This is a genomic window from Chelatococcus composti (assembly GCF_014201415.1).
Classification (GTDB): Bacteria; Pseudomonadota; Alphaproteobacteria; order Rhizobiales; family Beijerinckiaceae; genus Chelatococcus_A; species Chelatococcus_A composti.
In genome coordinates this window covers 1-20,468 of the sequence record NZ_JACHEH010000011.1, presented here as the reverse complement: position 1 = coordinate 20,468, position 20,468 = coordinate 1, and the positions used below count along the sequence as shown (strand labels likewise).

At 68.6% G+C, this 20,468-nt stretch carries 22 protein-coding genes; 5 read left to right on the top strand and 17 right to left on the bottom strand.

All coding sequences use genetic code 11. From position 1 onward, the window contains the following. Nucleotides 1-52: 52 nt before the first annotated feature. The 7 genes from HNQ73_RS16930 to lptM all read right to left on the bottom strand — a co-directional run bounded on the left by HNQ73_RS16930 (nt 53) and on the right by lptM (nt 6,667). Nucleotides 53-766, bottom strand: coding sequence for a rhomboid family intramembrane serine protease (locus tag HNQ73_RS16930; RefSeq protein WP_183336436.1), 714 nt, complete (start codon nt 764-766; stop codon nt 53-55). Nucleotides 767-818: 52 nt separating this feature from the next. Beyond that, complete coding sequence (locus HNQ73_RS16925) at nt 819-1,397, bottom strand: cob(I)yrinic acid a,c-diamide adenosyltransferase (protein ID WP_183336434.1); 579 nt, start codon at nt 1,395-1,397, stop codon at nt 819-821. Nucleotides 1,398-1,403: 6 nt separating this feature from the next. Continuing rightward, a complete protein-coding gene (locus tag HNQ73_RS16920) occupies nt 1,404-1,976 on the bottom strand; it encodes an acyloxyacyl hydrolase (RefSeq protein ID WP_244650270.1) in 573 nt (190 codons plus the stop codon). 237 nt (nt 1,977-2,213) lie between these two features. Then, a complete protein-coding gene (locus tag HNQ73_RS16915; RefSeq protein WP_183336430.1) occupies nt 2,214-2,399 on the bottom strand; it encodes a twin transmembrane helix small protein in 186 nt (61 codons plus the stop codon). A gap of 101 nt (nt 2,400-2,500) precedes the next feature. Next, nucleotides 2,501-5,032, bottom strand: coding sequence for a TIGR02302 family protein (locus HNQ73_RS16910; RefSeq protein WP_244650271.1), 2,532 nt, complete (start codon nt 5,030-5,032; stop codon nt 2,501-2,503). A gap of 83 nt (nt 5,033-5,115) precedes the next feature. Continuing rightward, entirely contained in the window at nt 5,116-6,393 is a 1,278-nt protein-coding gene (gene lysA / locus HNQ73_RS16905; protein WP_183336428.1) for a diaminopimelate decarboxylase, read from the bottom strand. Nucleotides 6,394-6,424: 31 nt separating this feature from the next. Next, entirely contained in the window at nt 6,425-6,667 is a 243-nt protein-coding gene (gene lptM, locus HNQ73_RS16900) for an LPS translocon maturation chaperone LptM (protein WP_244650272.1), read from the bottom strand. Between the two features lie 203 nt (nt 6,668-6,870). Between lptM and tlpA the strand changes: the two genes are divergently transcribed. Further along, nucleotides 6,871-7,521 carry a thiol:disulfide interchange protein TlpA gene (tlpA, locus tag HNQ73_RS16895; RefSeq protein WP_183336426.1) on the top strand — a complete coding sequence of 217 codons (651 nt, stop codon included), beginning with the start codon at nt 6,871-6,873 and terminating at the stop codon, nt 7,519-7,521. Between the two features lie 78 nt (nt 7,522-7,599). Here tlpA and grxD read toward each other — a convergent pair whose 3' ends face one another. From grxD to purL, 3 genes are read right to left on the bottom strand one after another with little or no spacing between them, the layout of a single operon-like run. Next, a complete protein-coding gene (grxD, locus tag HNQ73_RS16890; protein ID WP_183336424.1) occupies nt 7,600-7,941 on the bottom strand; it encodes a Grx4 family monothiol glutaredoxin in 342 nt (113 codons plus the stop codon). 45 nt (nt 7,942-7,986) lie between these two features. Beyond that, nucleotides 7,987-8,223, bottom strand: a complete 237-nt coding sequence (locus HNQ73_RS16885) for a BolA family protein (protein WP_183336422.1) — start codon at nt 8,221-8,223, stop codon at nt 7,987-7,989. A 36-nt stretch (nt 8,224-8,259) separates the two neighbouring features. Further along, nucleotides 8,260-10,473 carry a phosphoribosylformylglycinamidine synthase subunit PurL gene (gene purL / locus HNQ73_RS16880; protein WP_183336420.1) on the bottom strand — a complete coding sequence of 738 codons (2,214 nt, stop codon included), beginning with the start codon at nt 10,471-10,473 and terminating at the stop codon, nt 8,260-8,262. A 245-nt stretch (nt 10,474-10,718) separates the two neighbouring features. On the opposite strand from purL, the gene HNQ73_RS16875 reads away from it, so the two are divergent. Then, nucleotides 10,719-11,087: a hypothetical protein gene (locus HNQ73_RS16875; protein ID WP_183336418.1), complete on the top strand. Its 369-nt coding sequence runs from the start codon at nt 10,719-10,721 to the stop codon at nt 11,085-11,087. 78 nt (nt 11,088-11,165) lie between these two features. Here HNQ73_RS16875 and purQ read toward each other — a convergent pair whose 3' ends face one another. The 3 genes from purQ to purC all read right to left on the bottom strand — a co-directional run bounded on the left by purQ (nt 11,166) and on the right by purC (nt 12,980). Next, nucleotides 11,166-11,849: a phosphoribosylformylglycinamidine synthase subunit PurQ gene (gene purQ / locus HNQ73_RS16870; RefSeq protein WP_183336416.1), complete on the bottom strand. Its 684-nt coding sequence runs from the start codon at nt 11,847-11,849 to the stop codon at nt 11,166-11,168. 4 nt (nt 11,850-11,853) lie between these two features. Continuing rightward, nucleotides 11,854-12,096 (bottom strand): phosphoribosylformylglycinamidine synthase subunit PurS, encoded by a 243-nt coding sequence (gene purS, locus HNQ73_RS16865; RefSeq protein ID WP_183336413.1) that lies wholly within the window; start codon nt 12,094-12,096, stop codon nt 11,854-11,856. Nucleotides 12,097-12,185: 89 nt separating this feature from the next. Beyond that, nucleotides 12,186-12,980: a phosphoribosylaminoimidazolesuccinocarboxamide synthase gene (purC, locus tag HNQ73_RS16860; RefSeq protein WP_183336411.1), complete on the bottom strand. Its 795-nt coding sequence runs from the start codon at nt 12,978-12,980 to the stop codon at nt 12,186-12,188. 334 nt (nt 12,981-13,314) lie between these two features. Between purC and HNQ73_RS16855 the strand changes: the two genes are divergently transcribed. Both HNQ73_RS16855 and HNQ73_RS16850 read left to right on the top strand, forming a co-directional pair. Beyond that, the gene (locus tag HNQ73_RS16855) at nt 13,315-13,635 is read left to right on the top strand and encodes a DUF1476 domain-containing protein (RefSeq protein WP_183336409.1); all 321 of its coding nucleotides are present in this window, start codon (nt 13,315-13,317) and stop codon (nt 13,633-13,635) included. Nucleotides 13,636-13,672: 37 nt separating this feature from the next. After that, the gene (locus tag HNQ73_RS16850; protein ID WP_183336407.1) at nt 13,673-14,443 is read left to right on the top strand and encodes an HpcH/HpaI aldolase family protein; all 771 of its coding nucleotides are present in this window, start codon (nt 13,673-13,675) and stop codon (nt 14,441-14,443) included. Here HNQ73_RS16850 and HNQ73_RS16845 read toward each other — a convergent pair whose 3' ends face one another. Both HNQ73_RS16845 and HNQ73_RS16840 read right to left on the bottom strand, forming a co-directional pair. Continuing rightward, a complete protein-coding gene (locus HNQ73_RS16845) occupies nt 14,444-15,127 on the bottom strand; it encodes an alpha/beta hydrolase (RefSeq protein WP_183336405.1) in 684 nt (227 codons plus the stop codon). 82 nt (nt 15,128-15,209) lie between these two features. Next, complete coding sequence (locus HNQ73_RS16840) at nt 15,210-15,878, bottom strand: DNA-3-methyladenine glycosylase family protein (RefSeq protein WP_183336403.1); 669 nt, start codon at nt 15,876-15,878, stop codon at nt 15,210-15,212. A gap of 55 nt (nt 15,879-15,933) precedes the next feature. On the opposite strand from HNQ73_RS16840, the gene gluQRS reads away from it, so the two are divergent. Continuing rightward, the gene (gluQRS, locus tag HNQ73_RS16835) at nt 15,934-16,830 is read left to right on the top strand and encodes a tRNA glutamyl-Q(34) synthetase GluQRS (protein ID WP_183336401.1); all 897 of its coding nucleotides are present in this window, start codon (nt 15,934-15,936) and stop codon (nt 16,828-16,830) included. Between the two features lie 14 nt (nt 16,831-16,844). Here the strand turns inward: gluQRS and HNQ73_RS16830 are convergent, their stop codons facing one another. Together HNQ73_RS16830 and HNQ73_RS16825 are read right to left on the bottom strand one after the other, a co-directional pair. Further along, nucleotides 16,845-17,762, bottom strand: a complete 918-nt coding sequence (locus HNQ73_RS16830) for an AEC family transporter (RefSeq protein WP_183336399.1) — start codon at nt 17,760-17,762, stop codon at nt 16,845-16,847. 97 nt (nt 17,763-17,859) lie between these two features. Further along, entirely contained in the window at nt 17,860-19,950 is a 2,091-nt protein-coding gene (locus HNQ73_RS16825; protein WP_244650276.1) for a M23 family metallopeptidase, read from the bottom strand. Between the last annotated feature and the right edge of the window lie 518 nt (nt 19,951-20,468).

The following is a 20,468-nucleotide window of genomic DNA, read 5'->3' as shown; positions in this document are numbered from 1 at the left end:
GCGCCGGGGACCGTAACGACGGCTGTTCGAACTTGTCAACGCCGATAAGCGTTTACGCGTCTCTGGTCTCCCGGGGCTCGTCTGCGATGCCGAGAAGCGGCTGGTCGCGGCGGCGCAACATGACGACCAGCACGGCACCTGCGGCAAAGCCGCCGATATGCGCATACCAGCCCACCGAATCGTCCGTGGCGGTGAGGGCCTGGAAGAGCTGGAAGGCGAGCCAGAAGCCGATGGCCCAATAGGCTCGCAGCCTGAGCGGGATGCGCGCGAAAAACAGGCCCCACAGCCGCACGCGCGGATGCAGGATGAGATAGGCGGCAACGACGCCCGAGACGGCGCCCGAGGCGCCAACGAGCGGCCGGTCAGAGCCAGGCACGGCGAAGGCGTGCGCAAGGCCGGCGGCGGTGCCGCACAGCAGGAAGAAGAGGATGAAGCGGCCGTGCCCCATCGCGTCCTCGACATTGTCGCCGAAGACCCAGAGGAACAGCATGTTGCCGGCCAGATGCAGGAAGGAGACGTGCAGGAACAGGCTCGTCAGCAGCGTCGCCGGCTCCGGCACGAGCGGCAACCCCTCCGGCAGGGTGTAGGAGCCGAAGAGCACGCCCGGGATGACGCCGAGCCCCGCGATCGCCCAGTCCGCCGGCAGGATGTCCGGATCGGCGAGAATCAGCAGGTAGCCGAGGACGCAGACGACGATGAGCGCATAGGTGGCGTAGGGCGCCTTGAGATTGCGCATCGGCACGCCGTCGTGCAGCGGCACAAACATGGGTAGCGCTCCGGCCCGGGATTGGTCGGCGGCAGCGCCGCCTCGGCCACGCTCAGCGGTTCTGCCCCGGTACCCATAGCACGTCCGCCGCACCCTTGTCGTTCACATAGCGTGCAGCGACGAATAGGAAGTCTGACAGCCGGTTGAGATACCTAATGACGGCGGGTGTCACCGGTTCGTCCTCGCGCGCGGCGAGCGCGGCCACCTGGCGCTCCGCCCGCCGGCAGACAGTGCGGGCGAGGTGAAGGGCCGCCGCGGCAGGGCTGCCGCCCGGCAGGACGAAGGAGCGCAATGGGGACAGATGCGCGTTGAGGCTGTCGATCTCGCTCTCGAGCCGCGCCACCTGCGCGTCGACGATGCGCAGGGGCTCGTAGGACAGCGGCTTGCCATCGTCCGGCGTCGCCAGATCAGCGCCGAGGTCGAACAGGTCGTTCTGGATGCGGGCCAGCATGGCATCGAGCGCGGCATCATTGCCCGTGTGCAGGCGTGCCAGCCCGATGCACGCATTAGTCTCGTCCACAGAGCCGAAGGCCTCGATCCGCAGATCGTACTTGGGACGGCGCGCCCCCGTTGCGAGGCCGGTCGTGCCGTCGTCGCCCGTGCGGGTATAGATGCGGTTGAGGCGGACCATGGCCCCTCAGAAATGGTAGCTCAGCTTCGCGCCGACATTGGTGAGGCCCCGATTGTCGTCGCACAGTCCGGCATTGGAAAGGTGCTCGACGGTCGCCAGCACGCTCCAGTTGGGGGCAAAGCGATAGCCGATCGACGCCGCCTCGCGGAAGAGGACGCGGCAGCCGAGCGCATCCCGCCCGTTGGGCACGACATCACCCACCTTGCCGTTGTGCACGGCGCCGCCGAAATCGACCTCGATGAACAGTGCGTCCGTGATGTCGGCATGCCAGTTGAGGCCGGCGAAGACATAGCTCGTCTTGCCGCCGGTGTTGGCGCTGACGCCGGCGTTGAAGGTCGGCAGCAGCATGTCGACGAGCGGGTTTTCGTGCCGCCACGGCTTGGCGAAGACGATCTCGCCCATGATGTCGACCGAGCCGTCCTCGTTACCACCGGGGTCGTGCGCGAGAACGCCGAGGCGCAGCTGCGAGACGAAGCTCGCCAGGCTGTTTGACGCATAGGGGGCCTGGTCGACCACGGGAGCAGGCGGCGCGAGATCGGCGGCCTTGGCCGGAAGGCCCAGAAAGAGAGTTGCCGGCAAGCAGAACGCAGCTGAAACGGAGCGGAACGGCGTCATCGGCATCAACTCTAGAAGTACGGAAACGAGGCCGTTTCCCGGGCGGAGAACTGCCAGCGAGGAGAAAACCAGCACCCCTCCCGCTCAGAGGCATGCCGATCAACGTACGAGGCATAAAGCGGGCCTGAACCAGCGGCAACCCTGAATCAGCATGGTTAATGTCGTATTAAGGCGAGTGTTGCAGATCTGCGGCGCTCGCCGTCAGAAGCCGCGTATCCAAACGACGAGCATGATGATGACAATGGCGAGGAACTGAAGCAGCACGCGCAGGCGCATGAGGCGTTGCGAACGCTCGGCGCTGCCCCCGCGCAGCATGTTGAACAGCCCGAGGACGAGAACGACGGCGACAACGCCGACGGCGACGGAGACGAGAAGATTGGCAGTCATGAGCGTGCTTTAGAGCTCCCTTGCGTCGCCTCCAACCCTGTCCTTCGGCCGGGCGCAGCGACGGATCGTCTCGCTGCCGGTTTCAGGGCAACCGTCCGGGGTCAATTGCGCCGCAGCAGGCGCTCCAGATACTCAATTTCCTCGCTCGGCCGCGTCGGGTCGCCAAGGCGCCGGCGCAGCTCCTCAAGGATGCGTCGCGCCCGCACCGCCGCTGATTCGTCGGCACCGGGAATGCGCACGCGCCCATCCGACCAGTCGCGGTTGCGTGTCGGCCGGCCGAGGGGATCCTCGTTGCGGGGCCCGCCGGGGCCCGCGGCGCCCGGCCGGGGTGGCCCGTCGGAGCCGTCGGCCTGTTGCGGTTGGCCGTTGCCCTGCATCTGCTGCGCCAGGCCCTGCGCGCCGCGCTGCAGGGCTTCCAAAGCCCGTCCCTGGGCGTCGACGGCGTCGCCGGCCTGGCCCTGGCCGAGCTGGCCTTCCGCCTCCCTCATCGCCTCCTCGGCCTCGCCGAAGCCGGGCTCGTCCTGCAGGCCAAAGTCGCGCATGCGACGGCGCAGCTCCTCGAGGCGCTCGCGCAGCGCCTGCTGCCGCTCGGTGAGGCTCTGGCCGTCCTCGCCCTGCTCGCCGTCTTGCCCCGGCTGGGCCTGCTGATTCTCGCCTCGCGGGCGACGCTGGCGCTGCCGGTTCTGCTGCGACCACGGCGCGCTCTGCCGGTAGGTGTCGTCGCGCAGGTTACGCTGGTCGCGCATCATCTCGTCGAGCTCGTTGAGCGCGCGGTTCATTTCCTGCGAGAACTGGTCGCCTCCCTGGTCGGGCCGCGCGGTCTGGAGGTTCTCGAGGATGTTGCGCAGCTCGTCGAGCAGGCGCTGGGCGTCCGCCGTGGCGCCCTGGCGGGCGAGCTCCTCGAGGCGGTTGAGGAGGTTGTCGAGGTCCTGCGGCGTGACGGTGCGCGCATCGGCGTTGGGCGGCGCCTGGTTGGGCTGGCCAGGGTTCTGCTGCATGCGCTGGGCGAACTCGCGCAGGAAGTTGTTCATCGCCTGGCGCAGCTCCTCCGTGAGGCGGCGGATCTCGTCCTCGTCCGCGCCGCGCTCCAGCGCCTCGCGCAGTGCTTCCTGTGCGGCGCGAAGGTCGCGTTCGGCCTGGGACATGCCGCCGTCCTCGATCTCGAGAGCCATCGCCCACAGCAGCTCGGCGACGTCGAGCAGTTCCTCGTCGGTCCTGGCGGCGGCAAGGCGCTTGGAGGCGAGGCTGAGGCCGATGAAGACGCCGAGCTCCGGCGTGAAATCCTCCGGCGCGATGAGCAGCGCGTCGAGCGCAGTCTGCACGCGGTCCCGCTCGTCCGGCGCCAGCACGAGGTTGCGACGCTGCTCCACGAGTGCCCTGGCAAGCGGCTTGGTGAAGGGGCGCTGCGGCAGCACGACGGTCTTCGTCTCGCTGCGCCCTTCGTGGCCAGCATGGTCGCGGGCCACGAGGGTCATGGCCACAGTGGCGCCCGCCCAAGGGCTCGCGGAAAGGTCATTGGTGGTGCGCGTGTCCTCATCCGCCGCCGGGTCGAGCGGCAGCGCAAGCGGGATGCGCGGTGGCGGCACCAGCGTCCGCCGGCCCTCGCGCCCCAGGGGCACGACGAGCGCCTCGGCCGTATCGATGCCGTAGTCGTCGCGCATGCGGTAGGTGAGGGTGATGCTGCCGCGGGTGTTGTTGCGCGGCTCGTCGGAGAAGACGACCGTCGGCGGCGTGTCCGGTGTCGCCTCGATGACCACCCGGCTGGTGCCGGCCTTCGAGGAGACCACCAGCTCGTCATCCGCCTCGAGCGTGAAGCGGTGCTCGACGAGGCCGGCAGGCGCCGTGGTCGGCTGTTCGGCGCGCACGAGGCCGCGGCCCACGGACACGGAGAGCTCGGCGCTGCCGGCTGCCCGCACCACAACCGTGCTGCCGACGGGGGCCCGGGCATGGCGCTCCTCGCCGTCGCGCAGGTCGAGCAGGATCGGCGGCAGGCGCGTGTAGTGCGGCGGGTCGATCCAGCCGTCGACGCGAAAGGCCGGGCCGCCTGCCTGCGGCGCCTGCCAATCGAAGGCGGTCGTCAGGCGCGGGAGGACGTCCGAACCGGCGGCAAAGGCCGCCGCCGCCAGCACGACGATGAGGCCGCCGCGCACTGCAAAGGGGTCGCGCGCCGCCATGCCGGGCCGGGGCGGCGCAACGCGCAGTGAATCGATTGCCGCGGCTGCGCGCTGCCGGTGCGCTTCCCACAGGGCGAGGGTGCCGGGGTCGCTCGGTGCGCCGGCGAGGCTGTCGGCCAGCGCCGCCGCGGGCCGGTGCGGCGCCGCGGAATCGCGGTCGATGCGGGCGAGTGCCTGCTGCCGCGTCGGCGGGGAGATGCGGACGAGCGGGATGAGCGAGGCGAGCAGCGCCAGGGCGGCGAGGCCAACGCCGTAGGGGCGCGCGGCAACGGGCAGCAGGTCCCAGATGCCGAGAAGCGACAGGATGAGGAAGACGATGACGGTGCCGAGCGGCCACCACAGGGCCGGCCACAAAGCCTCCCACCACAAGACGAGTCGGGCACGCGCCGTGAGGGCGCGCAGCCGTTCATCGATCATGGGCCGTGCACGTGCGGGCACGCGTGCCGGGCTTTCGCTCATGCGGGTTCTCCACGCGCCGTTTCCGGCACTCCGCCCCCACCGGAACGAAGGTTAACATGCCCGGACGCGAGGATAACCCCGTCTCACGCCGATTTGTGGTCGAGCCAGTCGGGGATGCGGTCGAGCGCGATCATCTCGCTGATGCTGGGGCGCGGCCGCACGACGGCGGCGTCGCCGCCCCGCACCAGTACCTCCGGCACCAGCGGGCGCGTGTTGTAGGTGCAAGCCTGCACCGCGCCATAGGCGCCCGCCGTCATGACGGCGAGAAGGTCGCCCGCCTTCACCTCGGGCAGCCGGCGCCCGAGGGCGAGATAGTCGCCGCTTTCGCACACAGGCCCCACGACGTCGGCCGTGATCGTGCCCGCATCCGCCGCCCGCACGACGGGGATGATGTCGTGGTGCGCCTCGTAGAGCGTCGGCCGGATGAGGTCGTTCATCCCTGCGTCGACGATGACGAAGGTCTTGCCCTCGCCGTGCTTCACGTAGACGACGCGCGTCACCAGGATGCCCGCGTTGCCGGCGATCATGCGGCCGATCTCGAAGACGAGCTCGAGGCCAAGGCCACGGGTGTGGCGCGTGATGACCTCGGCATAGGCCTTCGGGTCCGGCGGCGGCGGGTCGTCGTGGCGATAGGGGATGCCGAGGCCACCGCCGAAATCGATGTGGTGCAGCTTGTGCCCGGCGGCCATCAGGTCGCGCGCCAGCTCGGCGAGCAGCGCGGCAGCGTTGTCGAACGGCTCGAGGTCCGTGATCTGGCTGCCGATGTGCATGTCCACGCCGCGCACGACGATGCCGGGCAGCTTCGCGGCATGGGCATAGACCTCCCGCGCGCGGGAGATGGGGATGCCGAACTTGTTCTCGGACTTGCCGGTCGAGATCTTGGCGTGGGTCCGCGCATCGACGTCGGGATTGACGCGCACCGAGACGGGCGCGACCTGCCCGCGCGACTGCGCCACCTCGGACAGGGCTTCCAGCTCCGGCTCCGATTCGAGGTTGAAGCACAGGATGCCGGCGTCGAGCGCCGCCGCCATCTCCTCCCTCGTCTTCCCCACGCCTGAAAAGACGATCTTGTGCCCCGGCACGCCGGCCGCGAGTGCACGGGCAAGCTCGCCCGCCGAGACGATGTCCATGCCCGCGCCGAGATCCGCCAGTGTCCTGAGCACCGCCTGATTCGAGTTGGCCTTCACCGCGTAGCAGACGAGCGCCTTCTCGCCGGCGAAGGCCTCCGCGAACACGCGGTAGTGCCGGGTCAGCGTCGCGGTGGAATAGCAGTAGAACGGCGTCCCAACCGCGTCGGCGAGACGGGTGAGCGCGACGTCCTCGGCGTGAAGGACGTCGTCGCGATAGGAAAAGTGGTGCATGGCCGGACGGGCCGCCGAAGCGGCCGCTCTGCTAGAGGATGGCGTCGAGGAAGAACGGCTCGTTGGGGCGCGGCTGCTCGACCGCCCGTTTCTTCGGCGTGCCGACCGGCGAGGGCGTCAGGCTCGCGCCGCCGGGCGCGGCCTTCTCCTCCTGCGCGGGTGCGTTCGGATCAGGCGGCGGCTCGAGCGCGCCACGGCGGCCGCAGGCCGCGAGCGCGAGCGAGACGGCGAGGACGATGGCGATGGAACGGGCAATGGGCAGCGGTGACGGCACGAAGGCATTCTCCGAAAAACGGCGCGCACTATAGCCGAAGCGTCGCGAAGCGCGAGCCCCTAACGCGGGCGGCGTGTTGCGCCGCCGGCATGGTGTCCCGCCGTGCGGCCGCCGGCCACGCTTTCGTGAGGCGCGACGGTCTGGATTTCGCCACCGGCGCGGACTAATGCGCCCGTGGACGTTTTGAGGAGAGGTGAAGATCCATGGCCGAGACCACGCCGCTCATCCGCCAGCCTCTGTTCGTCGTCGCCGTTTTCGGGGCGGCGATCCTCGGGGCGGGCCTCGCGCTGGTGACCGGCCGGCTCGCAGGCAAAGACCGCGCGGAGGTTGCCCAGTGCGCGATGGCAGCGGAGACGCTCGACAGGCTGCGTCCGCTCGCCAGGGGCGAGCTGGCCGCCGTGAAAGTGCCGTCGACGCCCCAGCCCCTGCCGCCGCTTTCCTTTGAGGGGCCGGACGGCAGGCGCCTGACGCTGGCCGATTTCAAGGGTCGCACCGTCCTTCTCAACCTCTGGGCCACCTGGTGCGCCCCGTGCCGCCAGGAGATGCCGGCGCTCGATGCCCTGCAGGCCGATCTCGGCGGCGACGACTTCGAGGTCGTCGCCGTCAACATCGACACACGCGATCCCGAAAAGCCGCAGGAATGGCTGAAGCAGGCGGGCATCACGCGCCTCGCGCACTACCGCGATCCACAGGCCAAGATCTTCCAGGAGCTCAAGTCGGCCGGAAAGGCCTTCGGCATGCCGACGACGCTCGTCATCGGGCCGGAGGGGTGCGCCGTCGCCGAGCTCGCCGGCCCGGCCGAATGGCACTCGCAGGATGCCGTGGCCTTCGTCAGGGCGGCGCTCGGCCGCTGAGGCGCGGCCGCGCCCGCAGACGCAGCAAAAAGGGCACGCCGCTGCGCGACGTGCCCGCTCGTTGCTGGCGATGGTTTGTCAGCCCTTCTCGGGCACGCGCACCGGGATGCCCTTCTCGCTCAGGAAGCTCTGCAGCTCGCCCGACTGGAACATCTCGCGCACGATGTCGCAGCCGCCGATGAACTCGCCCTTCACGTAGAGCTGGGGAATCGTCGGCCAGTTGGAATAGTCCTTGATACCCTGGCGGACGCTCTCGTCCTCAAGCACGTTGATGCCCTTGTAGGGCACGCCGAGGTAATCGAGGATCTGCACGACCTGGCCGGAGAACCCGCACATGGGAAACTGCGGCGTGCCCTTCATGAAGAGCACGACGTCGTTGGTCTTGACCTCATTGTCGATGAAAGCGTGGACGTTGCTCATAATCTTTCCCTGTTCGCGGGGCGCGTCCGTCACCCGCAGCTCGGCTCAATTGTCGGGTGCGGCCGTCGTCAAGGCAAGGGCGTGCAGCGCCCCGCCCATGCGGCCCTGCAGCGCGGCATAGACCATCTGGTGCTGCTGTACGCGGCTCTTGCCCTTGAACGAGGGCGAGATGACGGTTGCGGCGTAGTGGTCTCCGTCACCGGCGAGATCGCGAATTTCGACGGTGGCGTCGGGCAGATGCGCCTTGATCAGCTCCTCGATCTCGCGTGCATCCATTGCCATTGTTGCAGCCCCTTCCCTTGTCCCCGCCGTACCGGTTCAGGCGTGTTGACCCGCCATGTAGGCCGGCAGCCATGATTCATGCGCCGTCCTGAGACGTTCAAGAGATATGGGCGCCTCGTCCGGAAGGGTCAATGTCTCCCCGCCGGTGCTGCCGATGCGCGCCGCCGGCACGCCCGCCGCCGCGGCCTCGCGCAGGATTGCCTCCGCCTCCTCATCCGGCACGGCGAGCACGTAGCGCGCCTGGTCCTCGCCGAAGAGGAAGGCGTGGGCAGACAGACCGTCCGGAACCGCGTCCACTGTGCAGCCGATGCCGCCGGCCATCGCCATCTCGGCGAGCGTCACGGCCAGGCCGCCATCCGAGCAGTCGTGCACCGTGCGTACGCGGCCCGAGCGGATGAGGCCGCGCACGAAATCGCCGTTGCGCTTTTCGGCAGCGAGATCGACCGGCGGCGGCGCACCCGCCTCGCGGCCGCAGATGTCGCGCAGGTAGACCGACTGGCCAAGCCAGCCCTTCGTCTCGCCGATGAGAACGAGCGCCTCGCCGGCCGCGCGGAAGGCGATGGTGGCGTGGACCTTCACGTCGTCGAGCAGGCCGACGCCGCCGATGGTCGGCGTGGGCAGGATCGAGCGGCCCTGCGTCTCGTTGTAGAGCGAGACGTTGCCCGAGACGACCGGGAAGTCGAGCGCCCGGCAGGCCTCGCCGATGCCGCGGATGCAGCCGACGAACTGGCCCATCACCTCGGGCTTCTCGGGATTGCCGAAGTTGAGGTTGTCGGTGACGGCGAGCGGCCGGCCGCCCACGGCAGTGATGTTGCGCCAGGCTTCCGCCACTGCCTGCTTGCCGCCCTCCACCGGGTCGGCCTCGCAATAGCGGGGCGTCACGTCGGTCGTCATGGCGAGGCCCTTCGGCCCGTCGCCGACGCGCACGATGGCAGCATCGCCGCCCGGCGTCTGCACGGTGTTGCCGAGAATGAGGTGGTCGTACTGCTCCCACACCCAGCGCTTCGAGCACAGGTCCGGCGTGCCGACCAGCTTCACGAGCGCCTCGCCGTTCGGCATGGGCGCCTCGACGCTCTCGGGCGGCAGCACGGGCTCGAAGGCGTTCTGGATGTAGGGCCGGTCGTAGACAGGCGCCTCGTCGCCAAGCTCCTTGATGGGCAGGTCGGCCACAACCTCGCCCTTGTGCTTGACGACGAAGCGCAGGGTGTCCGTCGTCTTGCCGATGACGGCGAAGTCGAGCCCCCACTTGCGGAAGATGGCCTCGGCGATGTCGTGCTTGTCCGGGTCGAGCACCATGAGCATGCGCTCCTGGCTCTCGGACAGCATCATCTCGTAGGCGGTCATGCCCTCCTCGCGGCAGGGCACGGCGTCGAGGTCGAGCTCGATGCCGAGGTCGCCCTTGGCGCCCATCTCGACGGCCGAGCAGGTGAGGCCCGCCGCACCCATGTCCTGGATGGCGATGACGGCGCCGGAGGCCATCAGCTCAAGGCAGGCCTCGAGCAGCAGCTTCTCGGCGAAGGGGTCGCCAACCTGCACGGTCGGCCGCTTCTCCTCGGAGTTCTCGTCGAACTCGGCAGAGGCCATGGTAGCGCCGTGGATGCCGTCGCGCCCGGTCTTGGAGCCGAGGTAGACGATCGGGTTACCGACACCGGTGGCCTTGGCGTAGAAGATCTCGTCCGCCCTGGCGATGCCGACCGCCATGGCGTTGACGAGGATGTTGCCGTCGTAGCGCGAGTGGAAGCCCACCGAGCCGCCGACGGTCGGCACGCCGAAGGAATTGCCGTAGCCGCCGATGCCCGCCACGACGCCGGCCACCAGGTGGCGCGTCTTGGGATGGTCGGGCGAGCCGAAGCGCAGGGCGTTGAGCGCCGCGATCGGGCGCGCGCCCATGGTGAAGACATCGCGCAGGATGCCGCCCACGCCCGTCGTCGCGCCCTGGTAGGGCTCGATGTAGGACGGGTGGTTGTGGCTCTCCATCTTGAAAACACAGGCGAGCCCGTCGCCGATATCGATGACGCCGGCGTTCTCGCCGGGCCCCTGGATGACCCAGGGGGCCTTCGTCGGCAGCGTCTTCAGGTGCAGGCGCGAGGACTTGTAGGAGCAGTGCTCGTTCCACATCGCCGAGACGATGCCGAGCTCGGTGATCGTTGGCTCACGGCCGATGAGGGCCACGAAACGCTCGTATTCGTCGGGCTTGAGGCCGTGCTCGGCGACGAGTTCGGGCGTGATCTTCGGCTCGTTCGGGATCATCTCGGTTTCCGCTTGGGCTCGGTCGAAAAGCGCTCGCCCGGCCATAGCCCTTAAGCCTCGCCGAGGCAATCGCTGCGACAGCGAAAAGGCGCCGAGACCGCACAGGGCGCACCATTTTGATACAGCGAGACCGGCACGGAATTCGCGATCCGGTAACCGACGGTGCCGCGTGAGGAGCGAATTGAACGGCCATGGGACGGATCGGAAGCTTTTCGGACGGACTGCGCAGGCAATGGGACAAGGCGATGGCCGCAGCCCGCATCCTTTGGCCGGTGCTGCTGCTCGTGCCCTGCGGGATCGCGGCCGAATATGCGCGCGCCGCCAATGTGCGTCTCGACATGCAGAACGCCCTCGACGCTGCCGCGCGGCAACTGATCCATGAAGCGGAGGTGCTCGACCAGCTGACATTGGAGCGCCGGGCGCGCGAGTTCTTCCGCGCCAACTTCTACGGCCTCGGGGTGACCTGGGTGGAGGAGGTCACGGTCGAGAAGGACCCGGCGAATCGCACCCTGACCGTCTCGGCCTCGGGCCGCGTGGAGACCGGGATGCTGGGCCTTTTCCGCTACGAGACAATGCCCGTCACGGCCGCGACGCGCGTGTCGTGGGCCATGTGATCAGCCCGGTGACCGGGCTGCCCGCCTTTCGCCTGTGAGGCGCGGTGCGCCGGGCGGTGCTCGCCCGGCCGGCGCGGGTCACGCGGCGGCGAGGCTCTCGAAGAGGCCGCGCCCGTCAATGCCGCCAACGAGTTCGTCGATGAGGTTCTCGGGGTGCGGCATCATGCCCAGCACGTTGAGACCCTCGGAGAACACGCCGGCAATGTTGTTCAGCGAGCCGTTGGGATTGGCCTCACGGGACGTGTTGCCGGCAGCATCGCAGTAGCGGAAGGCGACTCGCCCCTCCGACTCCAGCTCGTGCAGCGTTTCCTCGTCGCAGAAGTAGTTGCCCTCGCCGTGGGCAATGCACACGTCAATGACCTGACCGACGTGATATCGGCCGGTGAAGGCCGTGTCGGCCCGCGCCACCTTGAGGTGCTGGCGCCGGCAGATGAAGTGCAGGTTGGCATTGCGCATCAGCACGCCCGGCAGCAGTCCGGATTCGCAGAGAATCTGGAAGCCGTTGCAGATGCCGAGCACGAGCCCGCCGCGCGCCGCATGGGCGCGCACCGCGTCCATGATGGGCGCCCGGCTGGCGATGGCGCCGCAGCGCAGGTAGTCGCCATAGGAGAAGCCGCCGGGAAGCACGGCGAGATCCGTGCCATGGGGCAGCTCGTGGTCGGCGTGCCAGGCGGAGACAACGGTGGCGCCCGCCTGCCTGAGGGCCCGCGCAACGTCCCCGTCGCGGTTGGAGCCGGGAAAGGTGATGACGGCCGCCTTCATCGCCTCACTCCGCAAGCTCGATGCGGTAGTTCTCGATGACGGTGTTGGCGAGCAGGCGCTCGCAGGCCTCGCGCAGCACGCTCTCGGCCTTGGTCCTGTCCGTCGTCGTCAGCTCGATGTCGAAGACCTTGCCCTGGCGGACAGAGCCGATGCCCTCGATGCCGAGGGACTTCAGCCCTCCCTCGATGGCCTTGCCCTGCGGGTCGAGCACGCCTTGCTTGAGGGTCACGGTCACGCGGGCTTTCATGATCGGGGTCTCCGGAGGGAACAATGGAAACGGGGGCCAACGGGCCCCCGCTTAATCAAAATCGCGCTCTGCGGCAACTTCTCGTGCCGTCACTGCACCAGGCGCGGGCCGCCGTGGCCGGGACGCTCGTTCTCGGTGAGGATGCCGAGACGGCGGGCCACTTCCGAATAGGCTTCGATCAGCCCGCCCATGTCGCGGCGGAAGCGGTCCTTGTCCATCTTGTCGGAGGACTTGATGTCCCACAGGCGGCACGAGTCGGGCGAGATCTCGTCAGCCACGACGATGCGCATCATGTCGCCTTCCCACATGCGGCCTGTCTCCATCTTGAAGTCGACGAGACGGATGCCGACGCCGAGGAAGAGACCAGACAGGAAGTCGTTGACGCGGATGGCGAGCGCCATGATGTCGTCGATCTCCTGCGGCGTCGCCCAGCCGAATGCTGTGATGTGCTCTTCGGACACCATCGGGTCGTTGAGCGCATCGTTCTTGTAGTAGAACTCGATGATCGAGCGCGGCAGCTGCGTGCCCTCCTCGATGCCGAGGCGCTGCGACAGTGAGCCGGCTGCGACATTTCGCACCACGACCTCAAGCGGAATGATCTCCACCTCGCGGATGAGCTGCTCGCGCATGTTCAGCCGCCGGATGAAGTGCGTGGGCACGCCGATGTCGTTGAGATTCTGGAAGATGTATTCAGAGATGCGGTTGTTCAGAACGCCTTTGCCGTCGATAACCTCGTGCTTCTTGGCGTTGAATGCGGTCGCATCATCCTTGAAGTGTTGAATGAGCGTGCCTGGCTCAGGGCCCTCGTAGAGCACCTTTGCCTTGCCCTCGTAGATACGACGGCGACGGTTCATCGGCGTATACCGTGTTTTGAGAAAGTCCATCGGAGGTGCCGTGGCTCCATACAAAAGGTCCGCGGCTCGAAGCGGGCGGGGGCCGGTTCGAGGCTCATCGTGCTTGCGGACAAAGCCCTCGCCCGCAAGGCGCAACCTAGCCGATTGCGAGCCGGAGCACAACGACTGCCCCCGAGCGGCGGATACGCATTGGACATTGCCCAAATGATGTGGTGAGCCCGCCAGGCGTTGCAAGCGGGTGTTGTCGGGTGTCTGATGGCACAGAGGCAGACAGCCGTGATTCGAGCCCGATGGGGGCTGGCGCTTCCGCCTTCTGCCATCTATATCGCGGCCTGAGCGACCGCATGAGGGAGAGTTGAGCCCGATGACGACCTTCGACAAGCGCGAAGAGGCCTTCGAGAAGCAGTTTGCGCACGACGAGGAGCTGCGCTTCAAGGCGACGGCTCGGCGCAACAAGCTGCTCGGGCTCTGGGCGGCGGAGCAGCTCGGCAAGACCGGCGCCGAGGCTGAGGCCTATGCCAAGAGTGTCGTTCTCGCCGATTTCGAGGAGGCGGGGGACGACGACGTGTTCCGCAAGGTGCGGGCCGACTTCGATGCCGCAGGCGTCGCCCAGTCCGACCACCAGATCCGTCGCACCATGGACGAGCTGATGGCGCAGGCCATCCAGGAAGTCAAAGGCCAGTAAGGCCGGCTGTCACCATCGAGATTCGCCGGGGGGCGTCATGTCGATCCATGTGGATTTTGCCAGCCGGCTCGCGACCGGCGAGCCGCTGTTCTCTGCCTGGGTCGGCAGCCGGGAGCCGGCCATTGCGGCCTTGCTGGCGCGCGAGGCCTTCGACCTCGTGACCCTCGACATGCAGCACGGCGCCGTCGATGTCGACGCCGCCATCCGCGGCATCCAGCTCGTCGCCGGAGCGGGCAAGCCGACCGTCGTGCGCATTCCCGTCGGCGAGTTCCAGACCACCTCGCGCCTGCTCGACGCCGGCGCTGCCGCGGTCATCGCCCCGATGATCAACTCGGCAGCCGACGCGCGGGCCTTCGCAGCCTTCGCCAAGTTCCCACCGCTCGGTGAGCGCAGCTGGGGGCCGCACGCGGCATTGGCCCTGTCCGGCCTGGCGCCGAAGGACTATCTTGCCCGCGCCAACGGCCTCACCCAGGCGGTGGCGATGATCGAGACGCGGGCGGCGCTCGATGCTGTCGACGACATTCTTGCGGTCGAGGGCATCGATGCAGTCTTCATCGGTCCGGCGGACATGTCCATCGCCCTGTCCGGTGGCCGGGATCTCGATCCGGAATCGGCGGCCGTCGACGCGGCGATTGACCATGTGCTCGCCCGTGCCCGCGCTGCCGGCAAGGCCGTCTGGGTCTACGCGGGCCCGCCGGAGCGGGCCGCGGCCCTGGCGCGCAAGGGCATCGTCGTCTCCGCCATCGGCAGCGACACGACCTTCCTGCGCCAGGGGGCGCAGGCGGCGCTCGCCGTCGTCGGGCGCTGATCAGGCGGGGTAGGGCAGGCCGAAGGCGCGCGCCAGAAACAGCCCGCCGTGGCGCAGGCCCTCGCCGTCGATGCCGTGTCCGATGCCGTGGGACAGGTGCCACTGGGCCGGCACCTCGAGGCTCGACAGGGCCTGGGCCGAGAAGAACAGCGCCTCCACCGGGATCACCTCGTCCGCATCGCCATGCACCAGAAGCACCGGCGGCCGCGCGCGGATCTCTTCCCGCATCGTCTCGGGCGGTGCGCCGCTGGGCCCCACCAGCATGCCGGAATAGCCGACGATGGCGGCCGGCGCCGTGCGGCGCCGCAGGCCGACGTGCAGCGCCATCATGGTGCCCTGGCTGAAGCCGACGAGGGCGAGCCTGTCCTCCGTCAGCCCATGGCGGGCGAGTTCGGCATCCAGAAAGGCATCGAGCGCGGGGGCGGCATGGTTGACGCCGCGCCAGCGCTCGTCCGGATCGCGGAACGTGAGGGCAAACCATTGCCGGCCCATGGGCGACATGCCGCAGGGCTCCGGCGCGTGGGGAGAGACGAAGGCCGCATCCGGCAGCCAGCGCTGCCACTGGCGGCCGATGTCGATGAGGTCGTTGCCGTCGGCACCGTAGCCGTGCAGGAAGACGACGAGCTGGCGCGTGGCGCCCGATCGCGCGGCGAGACGCGGCCCGTCTATCAATCGCTGGTCCATGTGGTCGTCCCGTGCGGCTCGAGGGTGATCTTTCCTGCTGATTAGCGAATGGAGTTCGCGCGGTCGAGCGATTCCCTCGGCTTCAGGCGCTGTCAGCTCCGAGCAGCGGCGCTCCTTCGCGGCCGCGGCGCGCGATGCGGTAATACGCCCACAGCACCCGCGCGGCGACGCCGCGATAGGGCCGCCAACGCTCGGCCGCGATGGCACGCAGCTGCTTCTCGCGCGGGCGCTCGTCGAGCCGGAGGGCGAGGCGGGCCGCCTCCTGCAGGGCGAGGTCGCCAGCCGGAAAGATGTCGGGGTGGCCGAGGCAGAAGAGAAGGTAGATCTCCGCCGTCCAGGGGCCTATGCCCTTCACGGCCGTCAAGGCGGCGATGGCGTCCTCGGGCGCCATGGCGCCGAGCGAATCGAGCATCAGGCGACCCTCGGCAATGGCGAGCGCAACGGCGCGCAGCCCGCGCATCTTGGGCAGCGAAAGGCCGCAGGCGCGCAGGTCTTCGTCGCTTGCGGCCAGGAAGGTGCGAGGCTTGAGCGGGTCGAATCGTGCCCGCACCCGCGCCCAGATGGCGTCTGCGCTCGCGACGGACAGCTGCTGTGCCACGATGATGGCAGCAAGCCCGGGGAAGCCCGGCTCGCGCAGGCGCAGCGGCGGCCGTGCGCCGGCCTGCACCAATTCGCCGATCAGCGGGTCGGCGGCGGCGAGGGCGCCAAGGGCTTCATCGAGCGCCGCCTCGCCGTTGATGATGCTCGGCATCGGGTAACCTCGCCATGATTCGAATCGCGGTCGTTCCATCATGAGGGATGCGGCAATGGGGGCGAAGGCGACACCCGTTTTGCGCTTCGCGCCAAGCCCCAACGGCTTTCTCCATCTCGGGCATGCCTATTCGGCGCTGCTCAACGCCTCCCTGGCCCGCCGCCTCGGCGGGCGCTTCCTGCTGCGCATCGAGGACATCGACCCGACGCGCTGCCGGCCCGCGTTCGAAGAGGCCATCTACGAGGATCTCGCCTGGCTCGGCCTCACGTGGGAGGAGCCCGTGCGCCGCCAGTCCCAGCACATGGACGATTATGGGGCGGCCCTCGCGAAGCTGCGCGAAATGGGACTTCTCTATCCGTGTTTCGCCAGCCGGCAGGAGATCAGGGCCGCCGTCGCTGAGCGGGAGCGGGCCGAGGGCAGGCCGTGGCCGCGCGACCCCGACGGGGCGCCGCTCTATCCGGGGCTTGCGCGGCAGCTGCCGGCCCAGGAGATCGCCCGCCGTCTCGCCTCCGGCGAGCCGCACGCGCTGCGGCTCGACATGACTGCGGCGCTGCAGCGCGTCGGGGCCGCAGGCCGCGAGCTCTCCTTCGTCGCCTTCGACCCTGACGGAAGCGAGCGGCGCGTGGTGGCGAATCCGGCACGGTGGGGCGACGTGGTGCTAGCGCGCAAGGAGGTGCCAACGAGCTACCACCTGTCCGTGGTCGTCGACGATGCGCTGCAGGGTGTGACGCATGTGGTCCGCGGTCAGGACCTGGCGGCGGCCACGGATGTGCACCGGCTGCTGCAGGCGCTGCTCGACCTGCCGGTGCCGCGCTATCACCATCACCCGCTCATTGCCGACGAGACCGGCCTCAAGCTCGCCAAGAGCCGCGGTTCGCCCGCGTTGCGAGACCTGAGGGCCGCCGGCATCGGCGCAGACGAGATTCGCCGCCGCCTCGGCTTTCCCGCCTGACGGCGAGGAGGCGCCTAGCCGGCGCCGAGCACCGTGAGCCACAGAATCGTGCTCGCCAGCGAGCAGGCGGTCGACAGGGCGATCGATCCGGAGGCGATGGCGATGCCGCAGCGGTAGCGCTCGGCGAGCAGATAGGCGTTGATGCCGGAGGGCGAGGCGGCGAAGAGCACGGCGACACCGGCCCACGTCGGCGGCATGTCGAAGACATGGAGCGCCAGCAGATAGACGAGAAGCGGGTGCACCAGCAGCTTCAGCACCGTGATGGTGCTCGCGAGCCCGAAGCCTTCGCCGAAGCCGTAGCGCCGCAACGCGACGCCCATGGCGATAAGTGCGCAGGGGATGGCAGCCTCGGCGATGGGGTTGACGAGCGACCAGACGACATCGGGCAGCCCGCCGGGCAGGAGCCGCGCGAGTGAGCCGACGATGACCGAGATGACGATGGGGTGGGTGATGAGCCGCCGCACGATGGTGAGGGGCGAGGTGCCGCGCCCTTCGACGAGCACGGTGGCTACCGTCATCATGATCGGCAGATGGATGGCGATCAGCAGAAAGAGCGGGACGGCGCCCTCGTCGCCATAGGCCCCCAGGATAAGCGGAATGCCGACGAGGACGGTGTTGGACTGCGCCGCCGAAAAGCCGGCGACGACACCCTCGTTCTCGGTGACGTGGAAGAGGCGCCGCGCGATGACGGTGGTGAGCACCCACACCACGGCAACGCCGCCGAAATAGGCCAGCCAGTAGCCCCAGGGCTGCACCTCCGGCAACGTGGCCTTCGCCAGCGTGCGGAAGATGAGGCAGGGAATTGCGAGGGCGTAGACGAAATCCGACAGGCCTTCGCCCGTGCGGTCGTTGAGCAGGCCAACGCAGCGGGCGAGGAAGCCCACGGCGATGAGCCCGAAGATCGGCAAGACGAGCAGAAAGACGGAGAGCATGGCCCCACCGGTCGCAGATGTTGCGCGACCTTGAAGCGGGACCGGCGGGCGGGCTAGGCGCGCAGGCGCAGGGCAGCCATGCGGCGGCCGGGCCGCCTCAGCCGCCCTCGGCCACCTGCATGCCTGTCTCGGCCTTGGCGCGCAGCTCGCGGATCTGGTCGCGCTGGCGGCGGAACTCGGCCAGGGCCGTGCCCTCCAGCTCGCGGCCACGCGGCACCTTGATCTTCATCGGATTGACGAAGTGTCCGTTGACCAGCACCTCGTAGTGCAGGTGCGCGCCCGTCGACAGGCCGGTGTTGCCGACATAGCCAATGACCTGTCCCTGGCGCACCCTGACGCCTTCCTGAATTCCCCGGGCGAAGGCGGACTGGTGTGAATAGGTGGTGACGTAGCCGTTAGCGTGCTGGATCTCGATGCGCCGCCCGTAGCCGGAGCTCCAGCCAGCCTTTATCACGACGCCGTCGCCGGCGGCGAGGATGGGCGTGCCGGAGCGGTTCGCCCAGTCGACACCCGTATGCATCTTGGAATAGCCGAGGATCGGATGGCGGCGGGTGCCGAAGCCCGAGCGCATGACGCCGTCGGTGATCGGCTTGCGCAGCAGGAACTTCTTCAGCGAGCGGCCGTCCTCGTCGAAATAGTCGACGGTGTTGTCCTCGGGCGACTGGTAGCGGTAGACCGCCCGCCGCTCGCCGCCGACGGTGAGCGCGGCGAAGAGGACATCGCCGGCCGCCGTGCCGTCGTCGTCGGCCATGAACAGCTCGATCGAATCGTTGGGGCCGACGCGGCGCTGGAAATCGACATCGTAGGCGAAGATGCGGATGAGATCCTGGACAACCTCGCGCGAGATGCCGTTCTTCAGTGCCGTCTCGTAGAGGCTCTCGTAGAGCCGGGCCCCGCGCCCGCCGGAGCCGTTCTCGCCGTCTTCGCCGACATCCTCGCCCGTCTCCGCTGACGCGGTGGCGAACTCCTCCTGGGGCAGCGAGACAGGCACAAAGCGCCCCTTGTCGTCGAGCGCGGCGATGCCGGCGATCGACTGGGAATCGACAATCATGACGCGCGAGATACGGCGCGGCCCGCTGCCGTCGATATTGGGCGCAAGCAGCAGCCGGACATTCTGCCCCTCGCGCACAGCCTTCACCGTATCGGACCCGAGGGCGGCGAGGATGGCGGCGATCTCCCGGTCGCTCGCGCCCTCCGCCTTCAGGATGTCGGCGAGTTTGGCGCCCTTCTTGACGGCGACGACCTTCTCCTCGGGGGCGGCCGGGTTCTCGCCGGCGACCTGCCGCGCGACAATCGTCACGTTCTCCGGCACCACGCGGATGTCGAGTTCCTTGAACGGGGCGTCGATGGGATTGGCGTAGGCGAGGGCGGGGCTCGCCAGGGCCACGTGGCGCAGGGTGCGCGAAAGCATGAGCTGGGCCGGCGCCGTCAGCGACGGCTCGTTGCGGACGCTCACGGTGAGCCGCTGCTCCTCGGCGAGCTGGGCCAGGGCCTCCTCGTCGGTGAGGCCCGGTGCATCGGCTTCGATTTCGACATCGTCGAGGTCGCGGCGCACGAAGGAGACATCGGCGTCGGCATCGGCGGGAGCAGGCTCCACCTCGCCGAAGCGTTCGGAGGTGTCCTCTCCCTCGGCATAGAGCTTGAGCGGATTGAAGGGCGGAATATCGGTCGCGTAGACGCCGGCCGTCTGCGACAGGTTGGTGGCAAGGCGCAGGAAGGGCCTGACCTTGATCACCTCGCGGTCACCCACGCGCATGGTCATCGGCGCCTTGATGGTCTGCTTGGCGGCGACGAACAGCTCGGTGCGCACCAGCTTGTCGCCCTTGACGATCCTGTTGCCGCTCGCTGCGCCGTCGTCGGCCCGGCGGGCTATCTCCCGCGCACGCTCGGGCAGTTGCGCGAAGATGGTGTCGCCCTGCAGCGCTATATAGATGGCAGCGCCGAGAAGGGCGGCGCCGCTGACGCCCGTCAGGATGCTGGCGGTCAGCCAGCGCAGGCTGAAGCTGCGGCGGTCGCTGTGGGGTGAAGATTGACCCTCGGGGTCGATCGGCGGCTCGCGGCCGAGGTCGACCATCACCGACGGGCGCTCCCGGCGCATGCCCTCGACGCGCGCGGCCGTCCGCGGCTGGGCTGCGGCCGCAGGCGACAGGAAGGCGCCGTTGCCTTCGGGCATGTGGTCGATCTTCATGCGCTCGTGACGTCCCCTGGCACCAGAAGCTCTCGCCACCGACCGGCAAACGTTTGTGTTCCAATTGCGGCTTCATCTTTTGCCGGTCGCGGCCCGGCAAATCAACCGCAACCTGCACGCACGGCGGTCTGCAAGAAGCAGCTGTGCCGTTTCTTTGCGCAGACAGTATGGTCGAAGTGCGGCAGCCATGCGTGGCATGATCCGGGCTTGCGCCCGGCGAGTTATCCCCAGATAGGGGGCGTCGGCCGCCAAAAAAATTTCATGGCCCGTGTTGACAGTCGAAATCGACCCGACCTATATAAGCGCCACAACGGCGCTGCCGCTGACGGCGGGCGGCGCCCACGGCTTCCTCTGAAAGACGGGTTCATCCACCCGGCCAAGGTCGGGATGGATGGCTGCGCTCCCGAGGTTGCCGCGGCATCATCGGTTGCCGTTGCTCTTTGACATTGTTGAGAGAGGAAGAGAAGCGTAGGCGGCGGTATTTTTGCGGCCTGTCTTCTGGGGGTATCCTGAGAGGG